Annotated in this window: 13 protein-coding genes; 10 read left to right on the top strand and 3 right to left on the bottom strand. The window is 42.7% G+C overall.

What is annotated here, in order from left to right; translation table 11 throughout:
- Nucleotides 1-502: 502 nt before the first annotated feature.
- The 10 genes from D2V05_RS08245 to D2V05_RS08200 all read left to right on the top strand — a co-directional run bounded on the left by D2V05_RS08245 (nt 503) and on the right by D2V05_RS08200 (nt 14,091).
- Nucleotides 503-2,173 carry an alpha/beta fold hydrolase gene (locus D2V05_RS08245; RefSeq protein WP_119647190.1) on the top strand — a complete coding sequence of 557 codons (1,671 nt, stop codon included), beginning with the start codon at nt 503-505 and terminating at the stop codon, nt 2,171-2,173.
- Between the two features lie 248 nt (nt 2,174-2,421).
- Entirely contained in the window at nt 2,422-2,745 is a 324-nt protein-coding gene (locus tag D2V05_RS08240) for a hypothetical protein (protein ID WP_147378250.1), read from the top strand.
- 205 nt (nt 2,746-2,950) lie between these two features.
- Nucleotides 2,951-3,961, top strand: a complete 1,011-nt coding sequence (locus D2V05_RS08235; protein WP_119647218.1) for a glutamine synthetase beta-grasp domain-containing protein — start codon at nt 2,951-2,953, stop codon at nt 3,959-3,961.
- A 74-nt stretch (nt 3,962-4,035) separates the two neighbouring features.
- The gene (gene glsA, locus D2V05_RS08230) at nt 4,036-5,616 is read left to right on the top strand and encodes a glutaminase A (protein WP_119647188.1); all 1,581 of its coding nucleotides are present in this window, start codon (nt 4,036-4,038) and stop codon (nt 5,614-5,616) included.
- Nucleotides 5,617-5,636: 20 nt separating this feature from the next.
- Nucleotides 5,637-6,839, top strand: coding sequence for an ammonium transporter (locus tag D2V05_RS08225; protein ID WP_119647187.1), 1,203 nt, complete (start codon nt 5,637-5,639; stop codon nt 6,837-6,839).
- A gap of 86 nt (nt 6,840-6,925) precedes the next feature.
- Nucleotides 6,926-7,411, top strand: coding sequence for an Ig-like domain-containing protein (locus D2V05_RS08220; RefSeq protein WP_119647186.1), 486 nt, complete (start codon nt 6,926-6,928; stop codon nt 7,409-7,411).
- A gap of 340 nt (nt 7,412-7,751) precedes the next feature.
- A complete protein-coding gene (locus tag D2V05_RS08215; RefSeq protein ID WP_147378249.1) occupies nt 7,752-8,036 on the top strand; it encodes a hypothetical protein in 285 nt (94 codons plus the stop codon).
- 285 nt (nt 8,037-8,321) lie between these two features.
- The gene (locus tag D2V05_RS08210; protein ID WP_119647184.1) at nt 8,322-12,464 is read left to right on the top strand and encodes a T9SS type B sorting domain-containing protein; all 4,143 of its coding nucleotides are present in this window, start codon (nt 8,322-8,324) and stop codon (nt 12,462-12,464) included.
- 2 nt (nt 12,465-12,466) lie between these two features.
- On the top strand, nt 12,467-13,408 hold the full coding sequence (locus D2V05_RS08205) for a PorP/SprF family type IX secretion system membrane protein (protein ID WP_119647217.1): 942 nt from the start codon (nt 12,467-12,469) through the stop codon (nt 13,406-13,408).
- A 101-nt stretch (nt 13,409-13,509) separates the two neighbouring features.
- Nucleotides 13,510-14,091, top strand: coding sequence for a precorrin-2 dehydrogenase/sirohydrochlorin ferrochelatase family protein (locus tag D2V05_RS08200; protein ID WP_119647216.1), 582 nt, complete (start codon nt 13,510-13,512; stop codon nt 14,089-14,091).
- Here D2V05_RS08200 and D2V05_RS08195 read toward each other — a convergent pair.
- From D2V05_RS08195 to D2V05_RS08185, 3 genes are read right to left on the bottom strand one after another with little or no spacing between them, the layout of a single operon-like run.
- Nucleotides 14,088-14,840, bottom strand: a complete 753-nt coding sequence (locus D2V05_RS08195) for a LytR/AlgR family response regulator transcription factor (protein ID WP_119647183.1) — start codon at nt 14,838-14,840, stop codon at nt 14,088-14,090. The genes D2V05_RS08200 and D2V05_RS08195 overlap by 4 nt on opposite strands.
- A 10-nt stretch (nt 14,841-14,850) precedes the next feature.
- On the bottom strand, nt 14,851-16,749 hold the full coding sequence (locus tag D2V05_RS08190) for a sensor histidine kinase (RefSeq protein WP_119647182.1): 1,899 nt from the start codon (nt 16,747-16,749) through the stop codon (nt 14,851-14,853).
- A 56-nt stretch (nt 16,750-16,805) separates the two neighbouring features.
- Nucleotides 16,806-17,720 (bottom strand): IS481 family transposase, encoded by a 915-nt coding sequence (locus D2V05_RS08185; protein ID WP_119646114.1) that lies wholly within the window; start codon nt 17,718-17,720, stop codon nt 16,806-16,808.
- Between the last annotated feature and the right edge of the window lie 59 nt (nt 17,721-17,779).

Genomic DNA, 17,779 nt, shown 5'->3' with positions numbered 1-17,779 from the left:
CCTCCTTTTGAGGAACAAACTCTACTTCGTGTAATATGAATTCATCAGTACCAACAAAAACAACAGGTGCATGACTATCGGAAGCGATATTGTGACAAATGGCACAGTGATCTAGGTAGTCTTTGTCATGGCTGTGGGTAATAACATGAAGACCAACAAGTTTCGTTGCCAGAAAAAGGGCAAGAAGTATGTATGAGATACTATTTCTGTAACGATTTTGTTTCATGCACCAACAAACTTATTAAAAAAACACAGATCTAAACCTAAATTGACTCATAATTGTGAATTTTTAAGGGATTCTAAATTAAGTGGGGGCATTTTTAGGGCATTCCCTTATGTATTTATATTCGGTCACTTTACCATTTAAGAGGTATTATGATGTCCATTCTTGGCCCATTAATAAAAACTGTTACTATTTTTGTAATACGTCTTATATGGATTAGAGGCTAAAATGACAAGTATAAAGCCTTAATTACCAATTAATTCGAGAACACTCACAATCATGAAGCCAGCTACTCAGTATACAAAAAGTGGCCACATCAACATTGCCTATCAAGTTTTTGGTACGGGACCGGTCGATTTGGTTTATATCCCTGGTTGGGTTTCCAATATTGATTTGATGTGGGCTTGCCCAGAACTGGTCGACTTTTTGACAGAGTTGGGAAAAATATCACGAGTGATTCTTTTTGATAAAAGAGGTACCGGGCTTTCGGATAGGATTGTGGAGCTGTCCACGTTGGAGGAACGAATGGATGACATCAGGGCGGTCATGGATGCAGTCAGTTCCGAAAAGGCAGTTTTGTTCGGACATTCTGAAGGAGGCTCGGTCTCCGCATTGTTCGCAGCAACCTATCCCAATAGGACACATTCCTTGATAACCTTTGGGATTTTTGCCAAAAGAATATATGCACCTAACTATCCATGGGCCCCAACATATGAAGAGCGACAGGAAGTCTATCGCATGATCGAGAAGAATTGGGGAAGCGGAGAAATGAACCTGGAATCCCTTGCGCCTTCAAAAAAAGATGATAAGGAATTTATGGATTGGTTGGCCAACTATTTCCGATCGGGTGCCAGTCCAAGTGCGGCTCTGGTACTCACCAAAATGAACACTGAGGTGGACATAATTAATATATTGGGCTCCATAAAGGTGCCGACATTGATTCTTCAGCGTGCCCAAGATATAGATGTAAAAATTGATGAAGGCAGGTTCATTGCCGAACGCATACCTGATGCCAAATTTGTGGAACTTGATGGGAGCGACCATCTGTTTTGGGTGGGCAATTCCAAGGAGGTGTTGGATGAAATCAGAAAATTCACCCTAAGAATCAGGCCTCAGCAAAGCTATGGTCAACAACTCTACACCATAGCCGCGGCACGTCTCTTTGCCGCGGAAAGGGCAACACCCACACAGCAAGAGCTTATTGCCCAGTTCGTGTCACAATATAGGGGGCAGGTGATTCAATGCGATGGGAGGACTTTTTTTTCAACCTTTGAAGGACCCAGTAAGGCAGTAAACTGTTTCATGAACCTTTTTGAAACGGTCAAGACAATGGGAGGCCAACTCGCCGTTGGAATCCATATTAAGGAAGGCTCCGTTGATGAGGCACATTTTATCAGTCCCGACACCGAGGAATTTGTTGGTTCAATTTTGGAGCAGGCCAACCCTAACCAAATATTGATCACACAGACCGTAAAATACCTGTTGTCCGGTGCAGGTTTGACCTTTGCCCAGCATAAATCCGTCTTCGATAATAATACCGGGGAGCCACATATTCTCTTTAGGGTATGTGATGAAGGCAAGGCTGAAGAACCCAATAATTTAACAGTGACGCGCCAACTGCCCAAGAATGGTAATTTTTTGGAAAATGTACTTCAGAGTATTGAGTCCCATTTGGACGACGAACTTTTTGGGGTGGAAATGCTTTGTGAAGAGATTGGGGTCGGGGAGCGACAATTACAGCGCAAACTGAAAGCAGTGACCAACAAGTCGCCCATCCAATTGATTTCCTCTGTACGGTTGCACAGGGCAAAGCAGCTTATGTTGCAAAGCGATGACAATGTTGCCGAGATTGCATATCAAACCGGCTTTTCCAATCCATCTTATTTTTCAAAGTCGTTCAAAAAAGAATTTGGCCTGAGCCCTACGGCATTCCTTCAAAAATATAGATGACCCATCCTAATTTCTTCATGTATAGGGGATGTATTGCTTACTGTAATTGACACTATATCAAATTACTAAAGAGTGATTGTGCTTTTTGGGATGTTTAGGTGATGTTCAATGTCGGAAAAGTGATACCCTGTCGGAATTGTGCATTTCAGGTGTCGGAAATGTACATCGATTTAGCGGAAATGTGACATATTGGATTGTTATGTGCGTCTTAGTTTTGCATCGCTAAAATGTCAGAAATAACAAACAATATGAAAAAAAGCATTTTTATAACAATTTTAATGGGTCTATTGAGTGTGTGCTTGATGAGTGCACAGCAGAAAAAGACAACAGGTCACTTGGTCAAGAACAGAAAGCCATGGAAGAATCCTAAGCCGCAAGCGACCATGTTGATCAAGAACCATGACCACAAATCAATGACCGGACCTTTGGCCAAAAACAGGAAACCGGGTGTCGATTTATGCAAAACCTATCCAATTGTTTTTAGGGAAAGAAGAAAACTTACAGGTCCTTTGGCCAAGAATACCCGTCCTGAACACAGAAATTATTGGGAACCGGAAGAATGGGCCCAATAGCTCCCAGAGTTTATTCATCAATCATCAAAAATCATCAAAAAACGAACAAAATCATGAGAACATCAAAAAGGAACACATTTAGACCGAGGCCTAATTCACCAGTGGGCTATGGTTGGAGTCTCAAAAGGAGGCATCGTCCAAACGTGAGACCAATATTCAATTTTTAAATCAAATCACATAAATTCTAAACAAACAATACATGGAAATGAAAACATATCTGTGCGAATATATCTGGCTTGATGGGTATCGACCCGAGGCCAATTTAAGAAGCAAGACAAAGGTGCTGGAACTGGAAGAAGCCCCTTCTTTAGACAATTTGCCGCTTTGGTCCTATGATGGAAGTTCAACCCTTCAAGCAGAAGGAAATTCCTCGGACTGTATACTAAGACCGGTCAAAATTTACAGGGATGCCAGTAGGCAGGATGGGTATTTGGTCATGTGCGAAGTGCTCAACGTGGATGGTTCCCCACACTTTACCAACCATAGAGCCACCTACGATGACGATACGGATTTCTGGTTCGGTTTTGAACAGGAATACGTAATAACAAAGAGGGGTGCCCCTCTTGGTTTTCCCAAAGAGGGCTTTCCTGCACCACAAGGTAAATACTATTGTGGTATCGGGAACCAAAATGTGGTGGCTAGAGACTTTGTGGAAGAACATCTAAGGCTTTGTCTGGCATGTGGACTCAATATTACGGGGATCAATGCAGAAGTGATGTTGGGACAATGGGAGTTTCAACTCTTGGGCAAAGGAGCTAAAAGTGCTTCGGATGACCTTTGGGTATCCAGATACTTGTTGTTCAGGTTGGCCGAAACATATGGCGTGGACATTGAGCTGCACCCAAAACCGGTAAAAGGGGATTGGAACGGTTCGGGAATGCACACCAATTTTTCCAATGGCACCATGCGTACCATTGGGGGTGAGGCATATTTCAAATCAATATTGGATAATTTGGGTGATAGGCACCATGAACATATTGCCAATTACGGTTCCATGAACCATGAACGGCTAACTGGGCTTCATGAGACCCAATCCATAGATTGTTTTTCTTACGGTGTCAGCGATAGGGGAGCATCCATCCGTATCCCAGTGACCACAGTGGAGAATGGTTGGAAAGGCTACTTGGAGGACAGGCGTCCCGCATCCAATGCTTGCCCTTATTTGGTCACATCAAAAATACTTAAGGCTGTTCCATCGGAAACCTTGGTTTCTTAGTTGGGTTAGTTAGTTGAAAGGGCCATCTTTGATGGCCCTAACTATCCTCTTTAAACCATAAAATTCTTATTTCTATGACTACAACAACGCAGATGGACAATCATGCGGCAGACTCCCTTTTCCGTATGTTGGACCAAGGGAAGAAAAAATCCATTGAATCGGATAGGTTTATAGACCAACTGGCCCGAACGGGAATTTTACCTGATGATCCCCGCATTCAGGAACTGTTGCAAAGCTTTGGACAAAAGGAAAGGGAACGAAGAAAGAGTCCGACGATTTCAGCCACGGAGTTTAATGATATCCTGAGGCAAAATGCCCTTGTGAAAAAATCCTTGACCGAAAATCTGGTCATTCCTGACTTTGAATCGTTTTGCGATGAACTGGGCAAAATCTTTAGGGAGACCCTTAAAAACAACAACGGCAAGGTGGCTGATTACATTCCACAATTGGCCCGTGTACATCCTGACCATTTTGCCATTTCTGTCTGTACGGTAGACGGGCAACGGTACTCTTTTGGTGACTCCAAGGTGAATTTTTGTCTCCAATCATCCTGTAAGCCCATTAACTATTGCCTTGCCTTGGAAGAGTTGGGAGAGGAACGGGTACACAGCCACATTGGAAGAGAGCCTAGTGGACAATCCTTCAACGAATTGGCGCTAAACTCCAAAGGACTACCCCATAATCCAATGATCAATGCAGGAGCTATGATGAGTTGTTCCCTTATCGATAGGGAAAGTGACATTGCTGATCGTTTCGATAAGGTAAGTAAGACTTGGCAGGCTCTATGTGGTGATAAACAGATTAGTTTCAACAATTCGGTATACCTCTCGGAACGACAGACGGCTGACCGAAATTTTGCCTTGGCCTATTTTATGCGTGAAAAGAATGCCTTTCCGGAAAGAACCAATCTGACTGAAACATTGGAATTCTATTTTCAATGCTGCTCCATAGAATCCTGTACTAGCGACTTATCTGTTGCGGCGGCCAGCTTGGCCAATGCAGGCACCAATCCATTGACGGGAAAAGTGATTTTTGGGGCTTCAACCGTACAGAATTGCCTCTCTTTGATGTTGAGTTGTGGCATGTATGATTTCTCGGGCGAGTTTGCCTTCAAGATCGGTCTTCCTGCTAAAAGTGGGGTTTCTGGGGCATTGATGTTGGTCATTCCCAATCTGATGGGCATCAGTATATGGTCACCAAGATTGGACCAGGTAGGGAATACTGTCCGAGGTGTGGAATTCTGTCGACGATTGGTGGAGCGTTTCAGTTTTCACCAGTATGATTCCTTGGTCGGACATTCCAAAAAAATCAACCCTAGAAGAAAGCAAAATGAGGTAATGGCCACCAAGGTCATGGAGTTGATCAGGGCTGCCAGTTATGGTGATCTAGATGAGATCTATCGATTGGAAGCTGAGGGTGTGAGCCCCAATACGGCGGATTATGATGGTCGCACGCCCTTGCACCTGGCAGCATGTGAAAATCAAATTGAAGTGGTACGGCATTTAGTAACCCAAAGGGTACAACTGGAGGCAAAGGATCGATGGGGCAATACCCCACTGGATGATGCCATCAAGTTCAAGAACAAGGAAATTAAAGAAATGCTGGAACTGGCCATAAAGCAAAGGGCCGATAAAAAAGTTGAAGTTCTGGCTTAAGACAACAAAAAAAAAGTAAAATGAATACAGGAGATACAGCATGGGTGTTGATCGCCACTGCATTGGTCATGTTGATGACCCCCGCTGGGCTGGCCTTATTTTATGGAGGGCTGTCCAATAAAAAGAATGTAATCAATACCGTTGGGATGAGCTACGTGGCCTTTTGTGTGGCCACATTGGTATGGATCATAGGTGGATATAGTATTGCATTTGGTCCAGAAGGGAATGTAGTTTTTGGCTCTTTAAAGGTCTTTTTTCTGAAAGGCATTGCTCCCGATCAATTGATAGGGACCATTCCCGAACTTGCTTTTGTGGCCTTTCAGGGTGTATTTGCTGCCATTGCCGTGGCCATCATATCCGGGTCGGTGATAGGGCGCCTCAAATTCAACAGTTGGGTTTTGTTTTCGGCCCTATGGGTACTTTTTGTCTATGCGCCCTTGGTACGGATGATCTGGGGGGATGGACTCCTCCACTTTTTGGGCGAACTGGATTTTGCCGGGGGAACCGTAATCCATGTAAATGCTGGTGTGGCCGGATTGGTACTAGCCCTGATTTTGGGTAAAAGAAAGGAACATGTGGAAATTGACCCTTCGTCAACCAAGCTTACCGTGTTGGGTTCCGCATTGTTGTGGTTCGGTTGGTTCGGATTCAATTCAGGTAGTCAGTTGGCGGCAGACGGGATTGCGGCAAACGCGTTCATGGTCACCAATGTAGCGGCATGTGCCGGGGCATTGGCCTGGATGTCCGTAGAGTGGTACCGAAAACAAAAACCGTCTATTTTGGGATTGGCATCGGGAGCCATTTCAGGATTGGTGGGCATTACCCCGGCAGCGGGTTATGTCGGTATCGATGGAGCATTGATCATTGGAGTAACATCAGGATTGTTGGGCTATTACGGGGTAGTACACCTCAAAAAAGCCTTGAATTATGATGACACTTTGGACGCATTTGGAATACACGGTCTTGTGGGCATATGGGGCTCTTTGGCGACCGGGCTATTTGCAGATCCCGGTATAAATGGGGAGGCCGGACTCTTTTATGGAAACCCCAATCAAGTAGTTGCACAACTGGTAGCTGTTTTGGTGACCATTCTCTTTTCCGTGGTGGGCACTTTTGCCATTTACAAGGTCACCAAGTTCATTACTAAGGGTACCCGTGTGGATGCCGAAATGGAAATCAAAGGAATTGATGCCGCTTACCATGATGAGAAGAGTTTTTCCTGATCATTTCATTGAGAATTTATTAGGGATTAAAGCATTGTCCTTTATGAGGAATTGGGCAATATGAGGGCTAGTTTATCTAGCAATATTTGACTGTAGTTTTTGGTTGCAAAAGAGCTGGTGGGATTGCTCTACCGGCTCTTTGCTTTCCAAATAAGGCAAACAAAAAAGAACAAATTCAAAATACGTATATGAAACGAACTATATGGATAATCAAACTTGCGGGTTTATTGCTGACCTCTATGTCAGCACTCTTTTTAATGGGATGTTCGGAGGATAATGAAGATGAAAGTACTCTGTCCAACGATATTCAAGGATTGGAGATTGTTGAACATAAGCAAACCCTTTTGCTTGGGGAATCCGTACAATTTGGCATTACTATTTTACCAGAAACGGCGAAAGATCAAAATGTGTTCTGGGGTAGTACCGATGAAGATGTGGCAATTGTGGACCAATCTGGACTTGTGACCGGCATAGCTCCTGGAACGGCAACCATCACCGTGGTTTCGAAATCCAATTTGAGAATCTCCGATGTTGTGCCAATACAAGTGGAAAATATAAATTTCAATAAATAATGAAGGTGATAGAAAAGATAGGGTTGGTATTACTTCTGTTATTGATTTTACTTTTTTATCTAATATATATTGTTGATGTGTCAATTTTGAATGAATATAGGCCGGTTTAAATCCCAAAAGAGCTAAAACGAAAATCTCTTTAAAATAGGAATATGATGATAGCTTGATTTTTGGTTTTTATTGGGAAATTCCTTTTTTGAGTTAACTAATATTTGACATGAAAATTGGTCATTTTAACAAATAATTATCTATTGCTGAAATTGAAATATTTATATTTTTGTGACCATTAATTGATAATATCGTAAAATATATGGCTTATAATTTTTATATTACTTTTTTAATGATGATTTTGGGAGCTTTCTTTGCCTATGGTCAAGAAGATGTTTTAACAGGTCCCAGGGCTAAAAATAGAAAGCCATGGAAGAATCCAAAACCACAATCCATGTTGGTAGTCAAGGATCATGACCATAAGCCGATAACAGGGCCATTGGCAAAAAATCGAAGACCATTTGAAGATGTCTGCGAGACCATGCCCATTGTTTTTCGGGAAAGAAGAAAACTCACTGGTGGCTTGGCAAAAAATGCACGTCCGGAAAGAGGAAACTACTGGGAACCAGAAAAGTAAAATTCTTAAAAAGCTATTCAATCCTTTCAAAATAAAAAGCTCGTCAAATTGGCGAGCTTTTTTTATGGTAATCTATTTGGAATCAATGGTTTTGTACTAAAATAGGATTTGTATCGATTGTCATAGCCCAGCGAAAGGAATCAAATTTAAGGGTTGGCTTTCATCGTTTATCCGATGTTTCACAACATTTGATCCCCGTAATACAACATAACTTCCCAATTTACGGGCGTTCTTGATATGTTTGGGTATGTCTTACTACGTAAGAACAACCTCATCAACTGAACTATGAACAAACCCCAACCCCGGAAAAAACCATGCAATTTCCTATTGGCCTTTCTTTTTCTGTTCGCTTTTATGCAAATGGGGTATGGGCAATTGTGCTCCGTTGATGCAGGTCCAGACCAAACCTTGACACAGGTTTCCCCAGTTTTTTTGAATGCCTCTTCACCCATTGTGGGTACAGGTACATGGACCCAGTTATCAGGCCCGACCATTGTGGGTTTTGCAAATGCGAATGACCCGAACACGGAAATAACGAATACGGCACCGGGCGCTTATATTTTTGAATGGACCGTTTCTGATGCCACTTGCGATACAAATTCTGATACTGCTGCCATATCCATCTTAGGAGTGGACCTACAAATAGAGGCCTTGGCAAGTGATGCTTCCCCTGAAATTGGCGATGTGGTCACTTTTACCATCAACCTAAGCAATTTGGGAGATGTGGATGCCACTGGGGTTTCGGTGGAAAACTTGGTGCCGATCGGATTTGGGAGCGTAACGGCAATCGATAATGGAGGTTCGTACAGCACTATTACAGATAAAGTTTCTTGGATAGGACTTTCGGTTCCTTTGGGTACCAATACGGTATCCCTCTCCTTCAATGCTACGGTATTGACACCCACGGGTACTTCGGGCGAGTTTACCCACGTTGCAGAAGTAACGGCTGCCGATAAATTTGATTTGGATAGTACCCCAAATAATGATGATGGCGACCAAAGCGAAGATGATGAAGCTACTGTTACGGCCGCTCCTTTGCAGGCAGATTTATCCTTGACCAAATCGGTGGTGGGCAATATCCTCAATCCTTTTGTTGGGGATCAGATAAGTTTTGAAATTTCCGTGACCAACTCCGGTCCCGATGATGCAACCAATGTTGTTGTTGTAGATCAGTTGTTGTCCGGTTTCAGTTTTGATTCATACACCGCAACCGCGGGGACGTATAACGCTACCAATGGATACTGGCAAGTGGGCACTTTGAACAATGGGGCCACCGAAACCTTGGTGATAAACGTAACCGTCAATCCGACCGGAAATTATACGAATACTTCCCAAGTGATCGCTTCCGATGCCTATGACCCGGATTCCACTCCAGCAAACGGAGTTTCTTCCGAGGATGATCAAGGGGATGTGACCGTGGCACCAGAGGAGGTAATCGACCTTTCCCTTACCAAGCAGATTGACAAATCGCCACCTTTGGTAAGTGATAATGTGAGATTCACCTTAACGGTGACCAATGATGGCCCGAGTGATGCCACATCCGTAGAGGTGACCGATTTACTGCCTTCAGGCTACACCTATGTTTCGGATAATAGTGGTGGTAGCTATGATGAACTTACAGGTATTTGGGTGGTTGGTACAGTAGCCAATGGTGCATCTCAAAGCTTGAGTATTTTGGCCAATGTAAATGCGAGCGGTAATTATATCAATGTTGCAGAAATCACCGGACATGACCAAACTGATGTCGACTCTACCCCCAATAATAATGTGCCCGGTGAAGATGATCAAGATGAAGTGATAGTGGTTCCAAATCCTATAGTGGATATTTCAGTGACCAAAACGGTGGATGAATTTATTCCTGAAGTAGGCGCGGAGATTGTGTTTACGGTAACTGTCACCAATGATGGCCCCAGTGATGCCACCAATGTTGTGGTAACAGATGCGTTGGCTTCTGGATACCAATTTGTGAATGCCGTGGCCTCAAACGGAGCATATAATGCTTCCAACGGGTCCTGGACTGTGGGCAGTTTGCCAAATGGAACTTCTGAAACGTTGGATGTTACAGTGGAAGTGTTGCCAACCGGAATCTATTCCAATACAGCTGAACTGACCAACGTTACCGAGGACGATGTAGATTCTACCCCAGGAAACAATAGTGAGACCGAAGATGATCAACAGACCATAACACCGATTGTAGTGCCCGTTTCGGACCTGTTATTGCGCAAATCCGTCAATGTGTTGAGTCCTTATGTGGGGCAAGAAGTCATTTTTACCATCAGCATCACCAATTATGGGCCCAGCGATGTCACAGGCGTGGAAATTATCGACCAACTCCCGACAGGATATTCCTATGTGTCACACAGTTCAACAGCAGGAACGTATAGTGCAGCAACAGGCATGTGGACTTTGAACGGCACCTTGGTGGATGGCAATACGGAAACCTTGAACATTGTGGCAACGGTCAATCCTGATGGGGACTATTTCAATGTGACAGAAGTGTTTGCTTCGGATAATTTGGACCCCAATTCCACCCCGAACAACAACAATTTCTTTGAGAACGACCAAGATAATGCGGGAACCACGCCCATTCCTTCGGCAGATTTGAATTTGGATGTTTCCGTAGACAATACCACACCAGATGTAGGCACCAATGTTACCTTTACCTTGACCTTGTGGAATGAAGGACCCAGTGATGCCATTGGGGTAATGGTGGAAAACAGATTGCCATCAGGATACACCTTTATTTCCGAGGATTCCGGAGGGTCGTTCAACCCAAATAATGGGCGTTGGAATGTTGGAAATATTGCGGCAGGTGATCAATTGCAGTTGAACTTGATGGTTCAAGTAAACCCTTCGGGAGATTATAACAATTTTGCGGAAGTCATTGCTGCCATACTTTACGATTTGGATTCCACCCCCAATAACAATGTGCCTTCTGAGGATGATCAGGATGAACAGGCGACCAATCCAAGGCATGTGACCGACATTTCTGTGACCAAGAAAGTGGATAATATGAATCCTGATGCAGGCGATGAAATTCTGTTTACCATAGTAGTGACCAATGATGGTCCCAATGATGCGACAGGCTTGGTGATGGAAGATCAATTGCCGAGTGGGTACAATTTTGTGTCGGCAACCACTACATCCGGAATTTATGATGAAATAGCGGGATCGTGGGACTTGCCCAATTTGTCCAACGGCATATCAGAGACACTCCAAATTAGAGTGATTGTTTTATCCAGTGGGGAGTACAAGAATACAGCCGAGTTGATTGCGTTGGACACCTATGATCCAGATTCTACCCCGAATAACAACCTAGGTTCCGAAGACGATCAGGATACCGTGATACCTGTTCCGCAAGGGTTATCGGACTTGTCTCTTTCCAAAACCGTGGATAATGCATCCCCGAATGTAGGCGATGTGTTAAGGTTTGTGGTCAGTGTAACCAATCATGGGCCGACCAATGCTTCTGGAGTCATGGTGACCGATTTATTACCGCAAGGGTATAGCTATCAATCCCACACTTCTACTGCTGGGGTTTATAATCCCAGTTCTGGAATATGGAACATCAACCGGACCATTTTAGATCAAGATACGGAGAGTTTGGAAGTCTTGGCCGTGGTCAACGCACCAACTGGGATGGAAGAGGAATATGTGAACCATGCCTACATCACGGCAAGCAATTTTATGGATCCGGATAGTGACCCTTTCATTGGAGTGGAAGCCGATGACCTTTCAGATGGTATAGCCGATGATGATGAGGCCAGTGCCTTTGTCATTCCACAAACAACGGACATAGCCCTTACAAAAATGGTGGACAATATGTCCCCCAGCATGGGCAATGAAGTGGTATTCACTATAACAGTGACCAATCAAGGCAACGTTCCGGCCACCGTGATCGGTATTGAAGACCAATTGCCTTTGGGATATCAATTGGTAAGTTCTGTGGCGTCTACAGGTACATATGATGATTCAGGTATTTGGGAAATCTCAATCTTGCAACCAGCGGAAACGGCTACGTTGGAAGTCACCGCCAAAGTCTTGGATATTGAAGATTATGTGAACACGGCAAGTTTGGCCTATGTGGATCAGTGGGATACGGACGATTCCAACAACTTTGCTGAAGCCTATGTAGTGCCTACTTGCTTGGTGGTCTACAACGAGTTTTCACCCAATGGTGATGGGGTCAATGACTATTTCAAAATTGATTGTATTGCCCAGTACCCCAATAATTCGTTGCAGGTATACAACAGATGGGGGAATATTGTATTTGAGACCCGCTCCTACAAAAATGACTGGGATGGCACACCCAACGGTCGGGCCATTGTTCAAAAGGAGGACCAACTTCCGGTAGGGACGTATTACTATGTATTGGATTTGGGTGACGGATCGGAACCACGAACGGATTGGTTGTATATAAACAGATAAGGATGGTATTTTTTGCGATGAAACATACGGTGAAAATAGTAAGGCAGCTTTGTTTGCCCGTCCTTATGGTGTGGATGTGTTCGGTTTCGGCCCAGCAAGATCCCCAATTTACCCAGTATATGTACAATGCCATGAGTGTGAACCCTGCCTTTGCAGGCTCCAATGGCCACTTGACCGCTTTGCTCATGCACCGTTCCCAATGGGTAGGGATCAATGGTGCCCCAAATACCCAGGTACTTTCTGTGGACACTCCATTGGAAAACAAAATTGGTGTTGGTGGTATTTTGGCCCATGATGCCCTTGGGCCTTCTTCGGAGACTTTTTTGGATGGAAATGTATCCTATACCATTCAATTGGACAGTACCAATAGACAGCTATCCTTCGGATTGAAAGTGGGAGGGCGCATCTTCGATGTGGATTTCTCCAAAGGATTGACCGAGGATGCCGATGTGGCTTTTCAAAATAATATCAAGAGCAAATTTTTCCCGACTATTGGCGCTGGAATCTATTATAATTCGGGCAAAGGCTACCTAGGTTTTGCCGTGCCCAATTTCTTTTCCCAAAAGCATTATGATGGCCAGGAACAGGAAATCGCCGCGGAGCGATTGCATTATTATGTGATAGGGGGGAAGGTTGTGGATCTTACCCCGGAAGTAAAGTTGAAACCCGCCTTCTTTGTAAAATGGGTGCCCGGTGCTCCGATGATCGCCGATATTTCGGTCAATGCTTTGCTCAAGGAAACCTTCACCTTTGGACTGGCCTACCGTTGGGACGACTCTTTCGCCACCTTGTTGGGGATGCAGATCAATCCAAACCTGAGTGCCGGATATGCGTATGATCTCACATCATCCAATTTGGCCAGCTATACCGGAGGATCGCACGAATTGTTTATTCGGTATGAATTTAAAACGGCCAAAAAGCAATTGGAGGAACCAACTTTCTAGCAGTTACACTACTTCCTTCAAATAAGCCTACGTAAATTGTCAGTATCTTTATCATTGAAACCAAAGCCAAAGGTTCCAGGAAGAATAAATTGAAAGGTTTTATGGAACGGAATGAACTCTATCCCATCTTCTTAAAAGTATCCCATCTTAACGTATTGATTGTGGGGGGAGGCCATGTTGGTCTGGAAAAGCTGACCTTTTTGTTGAAATCCAGTCCTAACGCCCAAGTGCAGATGGTGGCCAAGGAATTTTTGAAGGACACCGTGGAACTGGCCCAAAAACATAGTGTTGAATTGGTGCAAGCGGCATATCAAAAGGAATATTTGGAAGGGAAGCACTTGGTGATTGCCTGTACCGATAATCCCAAAGTAAATGAAGAGGTATATCATGATTGCAGGGAACGCAGCATCTTGGTCAATGTGGCGGACAATCCACCCTTTTGCGATTTTTATATGGGAGGTATTGTGACGAAGGGCAATGTCAAAGTGGCTATTTCCACTAATGGCAAATCCCCCACTACGGCCAAAAGATTGCGTCAGTTCTTTGAGGATGTGATTCCGGATAATATTGATGACCTGGTCCAAAACCTAAATGAATACAGACAGACCCTAAAAGGTAATTTTGAGGAAAAGGTGGAAACCCTGAATGAGTTCACCAAGGGGCTCATCAACAAAAAGGATTAGAGTCGTTTCATGGCATCGATAAGATCATCTTTTTTCTTGGGTGATATGTTCACCTGCATATCATTGCTCATGATCAAATACCCTCCATCTGATTTAATGTATTTTTTAACTTCCTTTAGGTTGATGAGATAACTGTTGTGCACCCTCATAAACTGATGGTCGCCCAAGAGGTTTTCATATTCCTTCAAATGCTTGCTTACCAACAGCGTGTTGTTGTCCTTTAGGACAAAACTGGTATAGGAGCCATCGGCTTTACAGGCAATAATGTCTTCCAAGGCAATGAATTCGATTCCTGCCGTAGTGGCCAGACAGATTTTTTCGGGTCGGACACTTCCTTTGGAAATACTCTGCATTAAGGTGTCCAATTGTTCCCGGTACACATTGGTGTCCATACGGGTTCGGGCCTTTTCCACAGCCTGTTGCAGTTCATCAAGATCAATGGGTTTCAGCAAATAATCCAAGGAACTGAACTTGATGGCCTTTATCGCATATTTTTCAAAAGCCGTGGTAAAAATGACTTCGAAATTGGGGTTTTTGATCTGGTTGAGCACATCGAACCCTACCCCGGATTGCAACTCGATATCCAAGAAGACTACATCTGGACTGTATACCGAAAGTACTTTTACCGCCTCTTCTACCGATGCGGCCATGGCGATTACCTTAACGTCCTTGCAAAACTCTTCAAGCATCGATTTTAAGGTTTCCCTGCTGTGTTTTTCATCTTCAATGATAACTACTTTTAAAATCATAGGTTTGTCTTTATGGGTTAAAAATTCGTATGATGACCTTCGTGCCTGTGGAATTGCCATAGGGATCATATTTATCCACAATTTCCACTATGTTTGGGTTGGTATTGGATTTGTTTAGCATTTTCAATCTTTTTTCGGTGATTTCCATTCCCCTCGATTTTCGCTGCTTTTTGGAGGGGTCGCCAAACGCTCCTGAAGCTATTCGCCCGATACCATTGTCCTCGATTTCAAAAACGGCAAACTGTCCATCTTTTTTGAAGCTTAGGGATAATTTTTTTTCGCCTTCCTTTTTGCCCACCAAGCCATGGATGATGGCATTTTCTACAAATGGCTGTATGAGCATCAAAGGGATTTCTAAACTATCGGCATCCAGATTTTCGTCCACGTCAATGGTATATTTGAAAGCATTGTCAAACCGAAGGGACTCTAGCTCCAGATATGATTTCAACAAGGCTATTTCTTCCGTAAGTGTTACAATGGCCTGGTTGGAACTTTCCAGCACATTGCGCACCAGTTTTCCAAACTGCGACAGATATTTTAGAGCAGATACCCTGTCGTTTTTAAGGATCAGGTTTTGAATGGAGCTCAAGGAGTTAAAGATGAAATGAGGGTTCATTTGGGCACGCAACGCACTAATTTCCTTGGAAGAAACCTCTTGTTGTAGGGTTAATCTAGTTTCGTATTCCAGTTTGATTTTGTAGGCTAGACCAAGGAAAAAGATGATGATTTCCAGAATGGATCCAATCATCATATAATGTCTGTCTCTGGTAAAAAGGAATCCAAGGGCACCTGTCATAAATATGAATGAACCAACAACAAGAAAAATTGCAAGTTTGTCTTTTGATTTGAATAGCAAGTATATCATTGAAAATAAACCAAAGGCTATCATGACCAACCTCTGGAAGCTTAAACAAAAACGCTTCATATTATAATGCTCGGAGAAGAATGCATAGAGATCGATTACTATCATTAGTATCAATAAATACTTTAGATAAAATATAATTGCATCAAGTTTTGGGTAATTTTTTTTTGTATCCAGATAGTACTTTGCAAAGAGGATGTAGAAAAGATTGATAAATATTTGAGATGATATAGTTGTCCAAAGGCCTAAAGGGGAGAAATACACGCTGTGAAATAAGTTTGGGCCAAGGTTAATGTCTGTTAAGTAAATGAGGGAGAAAATAACATAAAGTGAATAGAACAAGAACTCATGTCTGCGAGTGCTTAAATAAATTAATAGAAAGGTTACAAAAATTATCAGACAGGCGCCTATATAAATATGGTCATATGTAATCCAGTCCAAATCATATTGAGCATAATATTTGGTATATAAACTACTTGCTGGAATGGAGAGATAACCGATACCTGGAGCCATGTTATCTCCACCAATGTATCGAACCTTAAGATATAAATATCTATTATTGATTAAGTTGCTTTTTTTGAAATTAAATCCTTGATAATACCAAATGGATGTAGCCTTTTCTGGCTCGATCCACCTTTGACCATAGGGCTTTTGTTGTATTTTATTATCAATCGAATAGTATATTGTGGCATTTGAAATGTTAATGGTCATCAATTTCCATTCACCTTTTGTTTCAAGGGTATCAAGCTCGTTTATAAAATCGATTTTTATCCAATAATGCGCATCTAGATCATCAATTTTAAATAATTTACTTGGCTTGAAAAGGGAGTCTTTTTCCAGAATATCATTAATTTCTAGTGCGGGATCTTTGGCTTTAAAAAAGTAATAGGGAGGTTTTTTGGTTTTCCTACCAGAATAAGGATCATGAGAATAAGTTTGGGTAAACTGAAAAAAAATCAGTAGGGGTAGTATCCAAAATCTAATTGTATCTTTTTGTAATAAAGAAGAAGGGGCTTTTAAAACCCTTGTCTTTTGTGGAATAAACAAAAAGAAATGGTCTGCAAAACTTTTTGTGCTACTTCAGCTAAAATGGCACTGAATTCTTATTTTTTCAAGTGATACATTAAAATTTCATAGGGTGTCTTTCCCTTAAATGCACCATGTGGTCTATCAAAGTTATAAAAGTCTTCCCATTGCTTTATTTTTTTGTTCAAATCCACGTCGTCGGAGTAGTCCAATAGTTGATAGAACTCCTTTTTGTCCGTGAGGTGCGACCGTTCCACCTTTCCATTGAGCTGGGGTCTTCCGGGCTTTATATAACGGTGCTCCATGCCAAGGTCCTTCACATGCCAATTGAACTTGGATTGGAATTCATGCCCATTGTCGGTTTGGACGGTATGGATTCGGAACGGGAACATACCGACCACATAATCCATAAAGTCAATGGAACTTGATTGGTTGTGCCTTTCATATACTTTCAACGCTCTGATACGTGTGCAATCATCAATCGCCGTGTACTGATACCTTTTTATCTTTTTTCCTTCTTTGGTGTGGAAAACCAAGAACTTGACGTCTACTTGAACATGGTGGCCCGGGGTTTTCTTGGCATAGCGTTTAGGTCCCATCGCTTTTCTGGTAACGGCTCGTTCGAGCGGCTTGATACCATTCCTTTTCAGGGTTCTGTAGACACTTGATTCAGAGACATTGATACTGTGATATCTTTCCAAATACCATTTGATGCGCCATGTGCCAAGTTTGTATTCCTTTCTAAGGTCCAATATCAGATCAACCGTTTTCTGATTGATTCTATTGGGGTAGGTATCAGCTTCCCTCTTTTTCCTTAAAAGACCCTTTGCTCCATGTTTGTCAAACTTTCTTTTCCAATTAAAATAGCTGCTCCTGCTAACATTGAACATTTCACAGGTCTCCTTGACCTTTCCATAATCTTTTGCAAATTCAAGTACTCTTAGTTTGAACTTCCATCTTAAGTATTGCTCAATTTCTCTTGTCTTTTCCATGTCAAAAGTGTCTCTTGATTTATTATCAAAATAGTACACTTTTAGTTGACGTAGTCACA

It is taken from the genome of Flagellimonas pelagia (assembly GCF_003584135.1).
Lineage (GTDB): Bacteria > Bacteroidota > Bacteroidia > Flavobacteriales > Flavobacteriaceae > Flagellimonas > Flagellimonas pelagia.
This window is presented reverse-complemented; position numbering and strand designations above follow the sequence as displayed.

Coding starts and splice junctions, on each gene's coding strand:
- D2V05_RS08245 (WP_119647190.1), top strand. CDS start 503: ATGAAGCCAGCTACTCAGTATACAAAAAGTGGCCACATCAACATTGCC.
- D2V05_RS08240 (WP_147378250.1), top strand. CDS start 2,422: ATGAAAAAAAGCATTTTTATAACAATTTTAATGGGTCTATTGAGTGTG.
- D2V05_RS08235 (WP_119647218.1), top strand. CDS start 2,951: ATGAAAACATATCTGTGCGAATATATCTGGCTTGATGGGTATCGACCC.
- glsA (WP_119647188.1), top strand. CDS start 4,036: ATGACTACAACAACGCAGATGGACAATCATGCGGCAGACTCCCTTTTC.
- D2V05_RS08225 (WP_119647187.1), top strand. CDS start 5,637: ATGAATACAGGAGATACAGCATGGGTGTTGATCGCCACTGCATTGGTC.
- D2V05_RS08215 (WP_147378249.1), top strand. CDS start 7,752: ATGATGATTTTGGGAGCTTTCTTTGCCTATGGTCAAGAAGATGTTTTA.
- D2V05_RS08210 (WP_119647184.1), top strand. CDS start 8,322: ATGAACAAACCCCAACCCCGGAAAAAACCATGCAATTTCCTATTGGCC.
- D2V05_RS08205 (WP_119647217.1), top strand. CDS start 12,467: ATGGTATTTTTTGCGATGAAACATACGGTGAAAATAGTAAGGCAGCTT.
- D2V05_RS08200 (WP_119647216.1), top strand. CDS start 13,510: ATGGAACGGAATGAACTCTATCCCATCTTCTTAAAAGTATCCCATCTT.
- D2V05_RS08195 (WP_119647183.1), bottom strand. CDS start 14,840: ATGATTTTAAAAGTAGTTATCATTGAAGATGAAAAACACAGCAGGGAA.
- D2V05_RS08185 (WP_119646114.1), bottom strand. CDS start 17,720: ATGGAAAAGACAAGAGAAATTGAGCAATACTTAAGATGGAAGTTCAAA.